Raw genomic sequence first — 12,423 nt, 5'->3', positions numbered from 1 at the left:
GGGCCGCGCCGCCCGCGGCGGAGTTATGAAGGGCCCGTGATGCTAACGTGACGTGACCGGACGGTAGCTCTCCGCATGGATCTGCGCCGGGTCCGCGTGGTCGCCGGGTAGCGGGCCCGTGTCCAGGTAGAACCACTGCGCGTCCGGGCCGGGAGCCGACGCCGGCGCGGCCTCCGGCTGCGGGGCGGGCCCGGTGCCGACCGGCGTCTCCGTCCTCGCCGGTCCCGGCATCAGCAGTTCCACCCGCAGCCCCAACCCCCGCTGCTGCGCCGTGAACTCCTCCACCTGGCTGCGGCACGCGTGATCCAGATGCGTCACGCCGGTCAGATCCAGGCGCATGCGCGGTTTGCCCGAGGCCGCCGCGTTCTCGAGCGCCTCGATGACCTGCGGCAGCCGTAGGAACGTCGCGTTGCCGGCCATGACGACCTTCGCGGTGTCCTCCTCGACGTGCTGGCGGATCACCGTCTGCGACATACGCAGGGCGGCCAGCACGATCCCGGCCGCGAGGCCGATCAGGACGCCCTCCAGCAGCGCCGTCGCCACGATGACCAGCGTCGTCACCGTCATCACCGCGAACTCGCCCCGGTCCTGACGCCACATCTTCGGGAACTCCTCCGGCGCGAACAGCTTCCAGCCGCTGTGCACGAGGACACCCGCGAGCACCGAGATCGGGATCAGCGCCAGTACCTGCGGCAGCAGCAGCGCGAAGGCCAGCAGCCACAGGCCGTGCAGGGTGCGCGAGATACGGGTCTTCGCTCCGGCCTGGACGTTGGCCGAACTGCGCGCCACGACCGCCGTGATGGGGAGGGCGCCGAGGATGCCCGCGATGGTGTTCCCGGCGCCCTGGGCGATGAGTTCGGTGTTGTAGCGGGTGCGCGGCCCGCTGTGCATACGGTCCACGGCGGCCGCCGTGAACAGGCTCTCCGCGGAGGCGATCACCGTGAAGGTGAGGACGGACGTGATGACCGCCGCGTCCGCCAGCCCCGCGAACTCCCCGGCCCCCGGCACCCGCACGGACGCCAGCAGGTTGCCGACCTGGAGCGTCTTCACGTCCACGCCGGGCAGCGCGGCCACCGCCACTCCGACGCCGACCGCGACGAGCGCGGCCGGGATCCGCTTCGCCGGGCCCGGCACCTTCTTCCACACGAAGCTCAGCACGATGGTGGCGACCCCGAGCAGCGTGGCGATCATCGCCTGCGGATCGGTGAGGATCCCGGCGAACAGGCCCGGCATCCCGGCCATGTTCTCGATCGGCGTGCCGGGCGCCTTGGCGTCGGCCATCGGATAGGCCTGGCTGAACATCAGCGGCAGCCCGATGCCGGCCAGCATGCCCTGGACCACGGCCAGGGAGATCGCCTGGAACATCCGGCCGAGGCGTACGACGCCGAGGACGATCTGGAGGATGCCCGAGAACAGGACGATCACGCCGAGCATCGCCAGGCCGTGCTCCAGCACCGTCTCAGCGACCAGCGCGGCGAGCCCGGCGGCCGGCCCGCTCACCTGGAGCGTGCTGCCCCGGACCGCGCCGACGACCAGGCCGCCGATCACCCCGGAGATGATCCCGAGCTCGGCGGGCACACCCGACGCCACGGCGACGCCGATACACAGGGGCAGGGCGACGAGGAAGACGACGAGGGACGCGGTGATCTCGTTGGCGAGGTCGGGCCTGGCACCGGACCGCTTCGGACCGGACTCGGGGCCGGAGCCGGCACCGGACCGAGAGCCGGGATTCGGGGGCGGCGCCGCGGCCCTGACCGGCACGGCCCCCTCCGGCACTGCCCGCTTCGGCACTGCCCTCTTCGTACGCCCCGACGCGCGCCCGCGCGCATGCGCCCCGCTCATCCGGTATGCACCCGGAACCGCCCGTCGCCCTCCAGCTCGTGCACCTGCCCGGTGTCGACCTCGTAGTACCAGCCGTGCAGCCGCAGCCGCCCCCCGTCCAGCCGCTGCCGCACCACCGGGTGGGTCCGCAGTACGGCGAGCTGGTTGACGACGTTGCCCTGCGCCACGTCGGGCAGGGAGGGGTCGTCGGAGGCGGCGGTGAGGACCGGCGCCAGTTCGGGGCGGGCGAGCTGGAGCCAGGCGTCCACGCCGGGCAGCGCGGTCAGGTCGTCGCCGGACTTCAGGGCACCCATCGCGCCGCAGTGTGAGTGACCGCACACGACGATGTCCTGAACCCCGAGCACCTCCAGTGCGTACTCGATGGTGGCGGCTTCTCCGGACGCGCCGGGACTGCCGTACGGCGGCACGATATTGCCCGCATTGCGCAGCTCGAATATCTCTCCGGGCCGCGCGCCGGTAATCAGTGCGGGTATGACCCGCGAGTCCGAGCAGGTAATGAAGAGCGCCTCGGGATATTGCCCCTCGGCCAGTTTCCGGTATTCAACGCTCTCGAAATCGACCCTGCGCCTGAACGAGCGGGCACGGTCCAGCAATGCCTTCAACGATGCCTCCTCAGCTTGGAGTTCGACCAGCTCACAGCACCGTAGAGGAGGGCACACCAGAGGAAGGTTAAGTAAAGGCCAGAGCGCGTCCAGCAATTGGACATTCTTTGTCGCAACGCCCCGCAAGCGCTTGTTTCTTGTAGCGTGTGCCCGTCAGGGCAGAGAATGCAAATTCACGGAGAGACAGGACGTATGGGCATACGAGTGCTGCTCATCGAGGACGACGAGACGATCGCCGAACCGCTCGCCGAGGGGCTGGGTCACTTCGGGCTGACGGTGGATCACGTGACCACCGGGGCGGAGGGGTTGAGAAGCGCGTACGGCGATGTCGTCCTGCTCGACCTCGGGTTGCCCGACATGGACGGCATCGATGTGTGCCGGGGCATCCGGCAGGTCTCGGACGTGCCGGTCATCATCCTGAGTGCGCGGGGTGAGGAGGCCGACCGGGTGCTGGGCCTGGAGCTGGGGGCGGACGACTATCTCGCGAAGCCGTTCAGTATCCGGGAGCTGGTGGCACGGGTGCGCGCCGTGACCCGGCGGACCCAGCGCACGGAGGCGAAGGCGGAATCGGTGCGTACGGAGGCGATGGCGGAGCCAGTGCGTACAGAGACGGTGGCGGAGCGCGGCCGTACGGAGGCGATGGCGGAGCGCGGCCGTACGGAGACCCCGGCCGAGCCGGTCCGTATGGAGACCGCGATGGACCGTGGCCGTACGGAGGCGCTGGTGGAGCGGCTGCGCGCCGGGGCACTGGCGGAAAGGGCGGCCGCTGCGCCGCGCGCCGCACCCTCGTACGAGGCCGCGCCGCCTCCGTCGTACGACGACCCGACACCCCGGCCCTCCTACCCGCCCGGCCCGTTGGTCGTGGACCGCCGCACCCGTCAGGTCTGGGTCGGCGAGATCCCCGTCACCCTCACACCGAAGGAGTTCGAGCTGCTGGCGCTGCTGACCGAGGATCCGGGTGCGGTGTACTCCCGGCAGCAGATCCTGGACCGGGTGTGGGATCCGCACTACGAGGGCCCAACCAAGACGCTGGACGTCCATGTCGCCTCGCTGCGGCGCAAGTTGGGCGACCCGGCGTGGATCCAGACGCTGCGCGGGGTCGGCTTCCGGCTGGCGGTGCAGACCGAGCCGGGCGGACAGCGGGTGTCCTCGCCGTGACCCGCCGGCTGCTGCTCAGCTACCTCTCTCTCGCCGCGCTGGTGCTGCTGTGCCTGGAGATCCCGCTGGGCTTCGTGTACTCGCGCAGCGAGCGGGAGCGGGTGGTGAACGCGGCGAAGGACGAGGCCGAGTCGGTCTCCGCGTACGCCTCGCTCTCGCTCAGCGCGGGCCGTGCCGAGCGGGACCTGCCGCGCAGGGCGGTGCACTGTGCCGAGCGCATCGGTGGCAAGGTGGTGATCGTGGACGCCGCGGGCACGCTGCTCGCCACCTCGCATCCGCGGGCCGCCGTCATGTCGTCCGACCTCGCCTCGCGGCCCGGTATCGCGGCAGCCCTGCACGGCACCTCCACGGTGGACGTCCGTACGTCGACCATCGGCGGGGTCCAGTACCTCTCGGTCGCGGCGCCGGTCCGGCACGCCACGGGGTTGCAGGGTGCCGTGTGGCTGACGCTGCCGACCAGGACAGTGCACGAACGCGTCCATCACGTCTGGCTGTTGCTGGCCCTCGGCGGGCTCGGGGTGCTCACGGCGGTCGCGGTCGTGGGGTTCGCCATCGCGCGCTGGACCGGGCGGCCGATCCGCGAACTGGAGCGGGCCACCCATGAGTTGGCCGCGGGCGGGCGGGCCACGCCGGTGACGATGACGAAGGGCCCGCCGGAGGTGCGCCGGCTGGCCACCGCGTTCAACCGTACGGCGGCCCGGCTCGCCCATCTCCTCGCCGCCCAGCGGGCGTTCGCGGGCGAGGCCTCGCACCAGCTCAAGACGCCACTGGCGGCGCTGCGACTGCGCCTTGAGAACCTGGAGCCGAACGTCTCCGACCGTGGCCTCGGCAGCCTCACCGCCGCCGTGACCGAGACGGACCGGCTCTCCCGGATGGTCGAGGGGCTGCTGGCGATGGCCCGCCTGGAGGAGGACTCCGCGACGCCCGCCCAGGTCGACGTGGGGGCCGTCTGCGCGGAACGGCACCGCACCTGGCTGCCGCTCTTCGAGCAGCAGCGGGTCTCGCTGGTGCTGTTCGCGGGCAGTGTGGGGCCGGTGCTTGCGGTGCCGGGCGGGGTCGAGCAGATCGTGGACAACCTGCTCTCCAACGCCCTGCGCGCCTCCCCGCGCGGCTCCACCGTGACGATGGAGCTGCGGCTGCGTGTCCCGGCCCGCCGCGCCCTGCGCGACGCCCGCCCTGCCTGGGTCGACCTGCACATCACCGACGAGGGCCCCGGCATGACGCCGGAGCAGCGGGCCCGCGCCTTCGACCGGTTCTGGCGGGCACCGGGCGCCCCCAAGGGCGGCACGGGCCTCGGCCTGTCGCTGGTGCAGCGCCTCGCCCACGCGAGCGGCGGCGAGGCGAGCCTGCACGCCGCGAGTTCGGGCGGCCTGGACGCGGTGATCCGCCTGCCGTCGGCGGAACCCGCGCAGGGTGCCGGGGGCGGCCACCCGCTGGGCAGAGGCGGTCAGCGCCGCCGGGAGGCTCCGGCGCTGCGGGCGTAGGGGCGGTGGGGGTCCGGTGCTCCGGACGTAGTGCCGCCGGGAGGCCCCGGCACTCCCGACGTAGCGTCGCCGGGAGGTCCCGCGGCACTCCCGGCGCAAGGTCGCCCCGGCACTCCCGGCACTCTTGGCGCAAGGTCGCCCCGGCACTCCCTGCGCAAGGCAGGCCGCCTCCCGGCACTCCCAGCGCAAGGCCGCCCCCGCCACTCCCAGCGCAAGGCCGCCCCCGGCGCTCCCGACGCAGGGCCGCCGTGTCGGCGGGCCCGCGCCTCCCGCACACCCGCTTCACAGCCTGTCCATAGGGCGTCCACCGCGCACCCCTGGGGTCTTTAACCCCGCACCCCTAGCGTCCGTGACCGCGCGACCCCGCCCCCGACCGGGCGGCGGGGCCGGTCACGGCACCCTTTGGAGCAAAAGTGGAACGTCGTACCTTCCTGCGTGCGGCCGCCATCGGCGGCGGCTCGGCCGTCTTCGGCGGAACCCTGTGGCGCGGCGCCGCGTACGCCGCGCCCGCCCAGCCCGGCTCGGGCCCCTACGGGGCACTGGGCTCCCCCGACGCCAACGGCATCAGACTGCCGAGCGGCTTCACCAGCCGCGTCATCGCGCGCTCCGGACAGACGGTCTCCGGGACGTCGTACACCTGGCACAACGCCCCTGACGGCGGGGCCTGTTACGCGGACGGCTCGGGCTGGATCTATGTCTCCAACTCGGAGATCAACCCCTCCGGCGGCGCGAGCGCGGTGAAGTTCTCGGCGGCGGGCGCGATCACGGGCGCGTACCGCATCCTCTCGTCCACCCGGCAGAACTGCGCGGGCGGCAAGACGCCGTGGAACACCTGGCTGTCCTGCGAGGAGGTGTCCCTGGGCTACGTCTACGAGACCGACCCCTGGGGCACGAACGCCGCGGTGCGGCGCGCGGCGATGGGCCGCTTCAAGCACGAGGCGGCGGCCGCCGACCCGGTCCGCAAGGTGGTCTACCTGACCGAGGACGAGACCAACGGCCGCTTCTACCGCTTCGTGCCGACGACCTGGGGCGACCTGTCCTCCGGCACGCTCCAGGTCATGGTCGCGGGCAGCGCCACCAGCGGCTCCTTCACCTGGGCGAACATCCCCGACCCGGACGGCTCCCCCACCGCCACCCGCTCCCAGGTCTCCGGCTCCAAGTCCTTCAACGGCGGCGAGGGCTGCCACTACGCCGACGACACGGTCTGGTTCACGACCAAGGGCGACAACCGCGTCTGGCAGCTCAATCTCACGTCGAACACCTACGAGCTGGCGTACGACGACTCCCTCGTCAACGGCACGGCCCCGCTCACCGGCGTCGACAACATCACCGGCGCCTCCTCAGGCGACCTGTTCGTCGCCGAGGACGGCGGCAACATGGAGATCTGCGTGATCACCCCGGACGACGTGGTCGCCTCGTTCCTGCGGATCGACGGCCAGTCCGGCTCGGAGATCACGGGCCCGGCGTTCTCCCCGGACGGCAGGCGTCTGTACTTCTCCAGCCAGCGGGGCACGAGCGGCAGCTCCTCGGGCGGCATCACGTACGAGGTGACGGGCCCCTTCCGCGCATAGCGATCACAAAACAGCCACATCTCCTTCACGCACGGTCGCAGAGCAATACGGTCATCCCCTCACGCAACACCAGTGGGGGGATGACATGACCAATCCGTACACCTCGGCACCCATGCCGCAGCCGCCCGTCCGCCCGGCCCCGGCCTGGGCCCGCAAGCGCTACGCGATCCCCGCCCTCGCCCTGGCCTTCTTCATCGGCATCGGCGCGGGCGGCGCGTCCGGCGAGGACTCGAAGACCACCGAGGCGAAGCCGGCCGCGGCCTCACCGCGGCCCACGGTCACCGTCACCGCGACCATGACGGCCAAGGCACCCGAACCCGAGCCGGCACCGACGGTGACAGCCACGAAGACCGTCAAGGTCACCACGACGGTCACCGCCACACCCGCGACGGACACCGGCGCCGCCGCCGAGGACGACTCCTCCGGCGCGGACGTCTACTACGCCAACTGCACCGAGGCCCGCGCAGCCGGCGCCGCCCCCATCCACCGAGGCGAACCCGGCTACGCCTCCCACCTCGACCGCGACAACGACGGGGTGGGCTGCGACAGCTAACGCCACCCTGCGCGTGCACCCACGAACGCAGACATACCCACACACACCGAAGGGCGGCACCCCCGCACAGGGGGTATGGCTGGCTTCCTGACCTGGGAAGCCAGCCGTCAGTCACGCCCTCAGGGCACTCTCAGGGCACCTCGTTCAGGACGGCTTCCATCATGTCGACCGTCCGACCCGCCTCCGCCTCCCACACAAGGCGCTCGGCTTCGTGGACTAAGCGCTGCGGGGCCGGCTCCCCGACGCCTTTCTCACGGTGGTCTTCTTTGGGGCCGTCTTCTTGGCGGGCTACTGCCTCGCCGGTGTCTTCTTGGCCGTGGCTTCTTCTCGTCCGGCCAGAGCGCCGAGCGTATTTCTACTCCAGCAGCTTCCACCCGGTGCAGTAGCTTGCCAACGCCCCACTGGAAACGACCAATTGCCGTCGAGTAGAACAGCCGGAGGATCGTCCATGCCCCGAGAGGCGCCGTACCTCGCAGTGGCCGACGTGCTGCGCGCACGGATTCTCGCGGGAGAGTGGGAGATCGGGGAGCGTCTGCCCTCCCGGGCACGGCTCGCCGTGGAGTACGGGATCGGACGCAACGTCATGCAGAGGGCTATGGACCGTTTGATCATCGACGGTCTCCTTGAGGGACGCGCCGGCTCGGGCACCTACGTCCGCATGCCGCGAGAGCGTCTGCGGCTGGTCCGTTCGCGGCACCGCGAACGCCGGGAGGTCTCTCCCCTCTGGCAGGACAGGAGGGAGCGGGGCAGGGCCAACGCCTGGGATTCACACAGTCAGGTGCGCGTCCCCGCCTCCGAGCCAATCGCCGAGCGGCTCGCCATCAGCCCTGGGGACCTCTGCGTCCATACGCATTACGAGTTCCTCGCCGACGGGCAACCCGTGCAGCTTTCCGAATCCTGGGAGCCGATGGCCATCACGGGTGGAACGCCGGTTGTGCTGCCCGAGATGGGTCCCCTGGCGGGAAAGGGGGTGCTCGAGCGCATGCGTTCCATCGGCGTGGATATCTCGACTGTGGTCGAGGTGCCACGCCCAGCTCGCGCCACCCAGGTGCAGGCGAACCTCCTGGGGATCAGCGTGGGGGACCTCGTGCTTCAGATCGAGCGGACCATCTTCGACACGGACGGACGTCCGGTGGAGACGGCTGACATGGTCATTCCGGATGTGCGCCGTGAAGTGGTCTACGAATTCGGAGTCGACCGTCCGTAACCGTTGAAGCCATTAGAGAGACATCGCAAATTCGACAGTAGGGTATTCCATGCCAAAATCATCCCGGCTCGGCTTCTTACACGATCGGGACTTTGAGCGATTGCTTGCTGCCACTGCGCTCGGTCAACTGGGCGACCGCATCATCTTTCTAGCTTTGCCTCTGGCCGCCATCACGGCATTGCATGCAGACGAGTTCCAAGTGGGATTACTGACCGCGATGACTACGGCAGGATCGCTCCTGGTCGGGCTGCCGGCAGGCGCGTGGGTGGACCGCATGCGGAAGCGATCGGTGATGATCAGCACTGATCTCACTCGCGCGTTGGCCCTCTTGACGATACCGGTGGCGTGGTGGGCAGACACTCTCACCATCTGGTGGCTCTACTCAGTCGCCTTGGTTCATGGAGTGTTGACCGTTTTTTTCGATGTTGCGTACGCCAGCTATCTCCCGCACTTGGTGGGACGCAGCAATCTCGTGGAAGGAAACTCAAAACTGTCGGCAATACGGTCAGTGACCAGTATCAGCGGGCCGACTGTGGCAGGGCCGCTGGTCGGCCTGATCGGAGCTCCTGCAACGCTTTTGGTGAGTTCGGCCGGGATGGTTACGTCGGGGCTGCTTGCGGCCACCATCCGGAAGCGCGAGCAAAAGCCAGAGCCGAGTGAGCACCCTCAGTTGAGCCGAGAGATCAAGGAAGGACTGAAGTTCGTAGTCACGAACCCTATCCTACGTGCAATCATGCTGGGGGATGCAATATTCAATCTCTTCCTGGTCGTGTATCAAACCATGTTGCTGGTCTTTTTGGAACGGGAGATGGGCCTCCGGTCCTTTTCTATTGGCCTCATACTGTCGGGAATGGGTTGTGGTGCCTTGCTGGGCTCACTGCTGGCGACCAGGGTCTCGAAGCGAGTCGGGCGCGGTCGGGTCATCTGGCTCGCGTCACTGGCCACCTGTCCGTTGACCGGCCTCATGCCGATGGCTCGAACGGGTTGGAGCGTGTATGTGGCTGCGATCGGACTCGCGGCCCTTTCTCTGGGCGGAGTCGTCCGCGTGGTGGCTCAATCAAGCTTCCAACAGGCCCTGACACCGGATCGGCTTCTGGGCCGGATGAGCGCAACAGCTCGATTCGTCTCCTGGGGCGGTATTCCTCTCGGTGGGCTTTTGGGCGGGGTCTCGGGCTCTGTATTCGGAGCAACAGGCACCTTGTGGATTGGTGCAGCCGGTATGACGCTGAGTGCCCTCCCCAACTTCCTGTCGCCGCTTCGAACAATGCGCGCACTGCCCACGTAAAAGGCCCCCGAACCAGCACGTTGAGTGGCTCGGGTGTCCCCAGGTGAGGGCGACCTGCCGACGGCGGGCGAGGGCGGAGAGCAGCCACGACACAGTTGGTCGGCGGGTGAGGGTTCGGTACTCCAAGGTCCGCGTGCCACCAACTCGATGTGACCCTGCGGCGAATGACCAACATGGGGCCGCCTGTGGGCCGCGCGGTGGTCGTCGGCAGGCAGGGCTGCAAGAGCATCCTCGGTCCAAACTCTCCGACGCTTCCGCGAAGGCGGTGCTCTACTACCTTCCATGACGACATTTACGGAGCTTCAGCCCGCCCCTGTCATCGACGAGACCACCCGGCTACTGACCGAGCACTACGTCTTCCCCGAGATAGCCGAGCAGGTCGCCGGCCTGCTGCAACGACGCCTCGCCGAGGGCGCCTATGACGTCGACGGCGTCGAGGAGCTCGCCCGTGTGGTCACCGCGGACCTGCAGTCCGTCAACGGCGACCGGCACCTGAGACTGAAGCACCACACTGACCCGGTGCCCCCCAAGGAGGGCGCGGCCACCCTGGACGCCATGCGCCGGGACTTCGACACCTCGCTGGGCGGTGCACCCCGGGTGGAATTGCTCGACGGAGGGGTCGCCGTACTGGAGCTGGCACCGATGCTGTTTCCGCTGGAGTGGGCCGCCGAACCACTGGGCGCCGCACTCACCCTGGTCTCCCGCGCCCAGGCGCTGATCGTGGACCTTCGCGCCAACCGGGGCGGCGACCCGGACACGGTCGCCTTCGTCTGCAGCTACCTACTGGACAAGCGCACCCACCTCAACACCATGCACTGGCGCGACGGCGAGCGCCGCGAGCAGTCCTGGAGCCTGCCGCACGTTCCCGGCGCCCGCTTCGGTGGCAGCAAGCCGTTGTACGTGCTGTCCAGCGGCAGCACCTTCTCTGCCGCTGAGGAGCTGGCGTACGACCTCCAGCAGCTCGGCCGCGCCGTAGTCGTCGGCGAGCGCACCCGCGGCGGCGCACATCCGTGCAAGGGCTGGACGGTGCACCCGCACCTGGAGGCCACCATCCCTATGGGCCGTGCCATCAACCCCGTCTCCGGCACGAACTGGGAGGGCACCGGTTTGCAGCCGGACATCCCTTGCGCTGCTGCCGACTCCCTCGACCACGCACACGCGCTGGCCCTCGCCCAACTGGCAGGCTGACCCAGCCCCTCGTCGTGCTTTACCGGGCAGGTCCACAGACTGCCCGACGCGCCGGAAGCCTACGGGGCCATGATCACTCGCGCCAAAGCAGCTCCCGGCCAAAGTCGCTACGCCGACCGCGCGAGCCCCCGCGCCCCCGTATGAGCGCCCCATCCACCACCAGACCGCCGCCCGGGGTAGCCTTCCCGTCCATTCGAAGGTCCCTGGAGGCTCCCTGTGCACACCACCGTTTTCCTGCTGCGGAGTGCGCTGGGCCTTGGTGGCGGTCTGGTGTTCATGTGGGAGCTGAACCGCCAGGCTTCGGGACCAGGCTGGAGAAAGCTGCGGGTCTTCTCCGCGGCGGGGGCTGTGGTCCTCGCCGGGCTGCTCGCCGTCTAGAGATCGCCAGTCAACGTGCCCCTCTCGTGCCCGTTCGGTCGGGAAACGGCGGGGAGCCGCAGTCACTGGTGGACAACCCTCACGAGAACGGAAGCCGGCCGATCACCCGCGGCCAGGGTTGAACTGCGCCAACGTGTCCGGACGCTGGAGGAGTTGGAAGAACTTCTCACTGACCGGCAGGAGCGGATCCCGCAGTGCATCAGGGGTTAGGTGGCCGAGCACGGCGAGGCGCCCTCGATGCGGGAGATCGGCAGGAGCGTGGGTCTGTCGAGCACGGCGTCCGTGGCGTACCAGCTCGACCAGATGGCACAGCTCGGCGTCATCGATCGCGGACCAGGCACCCGTACGGGGAGGGGAATCGCCCTGCGCTGGTGACACGATTCTTACCAGCACCCCAACGTCGGTCAGCGTCCGCGGCGGACCGTGCCCCTGCCCGGCACGGGGCACCGTGGCCATCCTCTGGCCAACATGAGGCGGGCGACGCGAATCGGTGCACCGAAGTAGCAGGTCAGAGTCCATCTCGCCCCGTGAATCCGGTTGGTCTGGGCCAACTGTCACTGAGTAAAATGGCCATCAGTGTTTCAACCCGAGTCCGCTACCTGCGCTCCCGTCAGACGGGTGGCCAACTATGGCTGAAGGTCACAGAGCATCGGACGCCCGCCACCGATTCATAAGTGAACGGATGATCCCCGCTGATGTGGCGGTGGCGTGGAACGGCTGCGGGCCGAAGGCTTCACCAGTCGCCTCCTGGCTGTGTGAGCAGCGCCCAAGCAGACGTGATCGACCACAGGCCCTAGGGGTATTGATCACGATCGTCGTTGAGCGCACGGGTCCTGGCGGCGTTTGCAGGCCATTCATTCCGTGTTGCGGGCCCGCGTGACGTTCGCCTCGCACTCCTTCGCGATGTCCCATGCGCCTTTGGTGTTGGCCGTCAGGTCGTTGTCCTCGATCACGCCACCGCCGCCGTCGTAGATCCATACCGCCTCATATGTGTTGCGGTTGATCCGGTTGGCGCGCAGGGTGGGGTTGCCGCCCGTCCTGATCGTCACACCCGCCCTGGTGTTGCCGGTGATGTCGTTGTCCTCCAGCGTGCCCATACCGTTGTCCTGGACGAAGACGCCGCTCTCCTTGTTGCCGTGGATCTGGTTGCGGCGC

Annotated in this window: 12 protein-coding genes; 9 read left to right on the top strand and 3 right to left on the bottom strand. The window is 69.2% G+C overall.

Translation table 11 applies throughout. The annotated features are described in order from the left end of the window. Positions 1 to 42: 42 nt before the first annotated feature. On the bottom strand, positions 43 to 1,842 hold the full coding sequence (locus ACZ69Q_RS18235) for a SulP family inorganic anion transporter (RefSeq protein ID WP_471042715.1): 1,800 nt from the start codon (positions 1,840 to 1,842) through the stop codon (positions 43 to 45). Continuing rightward, positions 1,839 to 2,444 (bottom strand): carbonic anhydrase, encoded by a 606-nt coding sequence (locus ACZ69Q_RS18230; protein ID WP_125528785.1) that lies wholly within the window; start codon positions 2,442 to 2,444, stop codon positions 1,839 to 1,841. Before ACZ69Q_RS18230 ends, ACZ69Q_RS18235 begins: the two co-directional genes overlap by 4 nt. 192 nt (positions 2,445 to 2,636) lie before the next feature. Between ACZ69Q_RS18230 and ACZ69Q_RS18225 the strand changes: the two genes are divergently transcribed. The 9 genes from ACZ69Q_RS18225 to ACZ69Q_RS18185 all read left to right on the top strand — a co-directional run bounded on the left by ACZ69Q_RS18225 (position 2,637) and on the right by ACZ69Q_RS18185 (position 11,643). After that, positions 2,637 to 3,602 carry a response regulator transcription factor gene (locus ACZ69Q_RS18225; RefSeq protein WP_471042711.1) on the top strand — a complete coding sequence of 322 codons (966 nt, stop codon included), beginning with the start codon at positions 2,637 to 2,639 and terminating at the stop codon, positions 3,600 to 3,602. Beyond that, positions 3,599 to 5,086, top strand: a complete 1,488-nt coding sequence (locus ACZ69Q_RS18220) for a sensor histidine kinase (RefSeq protein ID WP_471042708.1) — start codon at positions 3,599 to 3,601, stop codon at positions 5,084 to 5,086. Before ACZ69Q_RS18225 ends, ACZ69Q_RS18220 begins: the two co-directional genes overlap by 4 nt. 413 nt (positions 5,087 to 5,499) lie before the next feature. Next, positions 5,500 to 6,657 (top strand): alkaline phosphatase PhoX, encoded by a 1,158-nt coding sequence (locus ACZ69Q_RS18215; protein WP_471042705.1) that lies wholly within the window; start codon positions 5,500 to 5,502, stop codon positions 6,655 to 6,657. Between the two features lie 85 nt (positions 6,658 to 6,742). Next, a complete protein-coding gene (locus ACZ69Q_RS18210) occupies positions 6,743 to 7,210 on the top strand; it encodes an excalibur calcium-binding domain-containing protein (RefSeq protein WP_471042703.1) in 468 nt (155 codons plus the stop codon). 448 nt (positions 7,211 to 7,658) lie between these two features. Then, entirely contained in the window at positions 7,659 to 8,417 is a 759-nt protein-coding gene (locus ACZ69Q_RS18205; protein ID WP_471042699.1) for a GntR family transcriptional regulator, read from the top strand. A 49-nt stretch (positions 8,418 to 8,466) separates the two neighbouring features. Beyond that, a complete protein-coding gene (locus tag ACZ69Q_RS18200) occupies positions 8,467 to 9,702 on the top strand; it encodes an MFS transporter (protein ID WP_471042697.1) in 1,236 nt (411 codons plus the stop codon). 282 nt (positions 9,703 to 9,984) lie between these two features. Next, entirely contained in the window at positions 9,985 to 10,890 is a 906-nt protein-coding gene (locus ACZ69Q_RS18195) for a S41 family peptidase (protein WP_471042695.1), read from the top strand. A gap of 216 nt (positions 10,891 to 11,106) precedes the next feature. Then, the gene (locus ACZ69Q_RS18190; RefSeq protein WP_181925304.1) at positions 11,107 to 11,268 is read left to right on the top strand and encodes a hypothetical protein; all 162 of its coding nucleotides are present in this window, start codon (positions 11,107 to 11,109) and stop codon (positions 11,266 to 11,268) included. Positions 11,269 to 11,478: 210 nt separating this feature from the next. Next, on the top strand, positions 11,479 to 11,643 hold the full coding sequence (locus tag ACZ69Q_RS18185; RefSeq protein WP_471042692.1) for a LexA family protein: 165 nt from the start codon (positions 11,479 to 11,481) through the stop codon (positions 11,641 to 11,643). Positions 11,644 to 12,122: 479 nt separating this feature from the next. Here the strand turns inward: ACZ69Q_RS18185 and ACZ69Q_RS18180 are convergent. Next, the coding region (locus ACZ69Q_RS18180) for a right-handed parallel beta-helix repeat-containing protein (protein ID WP_471042689.1) at positions 12,123 to 12,423 on the bottom strand (301 nt) is incomplete at its 5' end.

It is taken from the genome of Streptomyces sp. NPDC036764, assembly GCF_055609385.1.
The sequence above is the reverse complement of the archived record's forward strand: the minus strand, read 5'-3'. Positions and strand labels throughout refer to the sequence as shown.

What these genes read in the sequence shown, in the direction of transcription:
- ACZ69Q_RS18195 (WP_471042695.1), top strand. Translation starts at nt 9,985, where the DNA reads ATGACGACATTTACGGAGCTTCAGCCCGCCCCTGTCATCGACGAGACC.
- ACZ69Q_RS18205 (WP_471042699.1), top strand. Translation starts at nt 7,659, where the DNA reads ATGCCCCGAGAGGCGCCGTACCTCGCAGTGGCCGACGTGCTGCGCGCA.
- ACZ69Q_RS18200 (WP_471042697.1), top strand. Translation starts at nt 8,467, where the DNA reads ATGCCAAAATCATCCCGGCTCGGCTTCTTACACGATCGGGACTTTGAG.
- ACZ69Q_RS18225 (WP_471042711.1), top strand. Translation starts at nt 2,637, where the DNA reads ATGGGCATACGAGTGCTGCTCATCGAGGACGACGAGACGATCGCCGAA.
- ACZ69Q_RS18235 (WP_471042715.1), bottom strand. Translation starts at nt 1,842, where the DNA reads ATGAGCGGGGCGCATGCGCGCGGGCGCGCGTCGGGGCGTACGAAGAGG.
- ACZ69Q_RS18210 (WP_471042703.1), top strand. Translation starts at nt 6,743, where the DNA reads ATGACCAATCCGTACACCTCGGCACCCATGCCGCAGCCGCCCGTCCGC.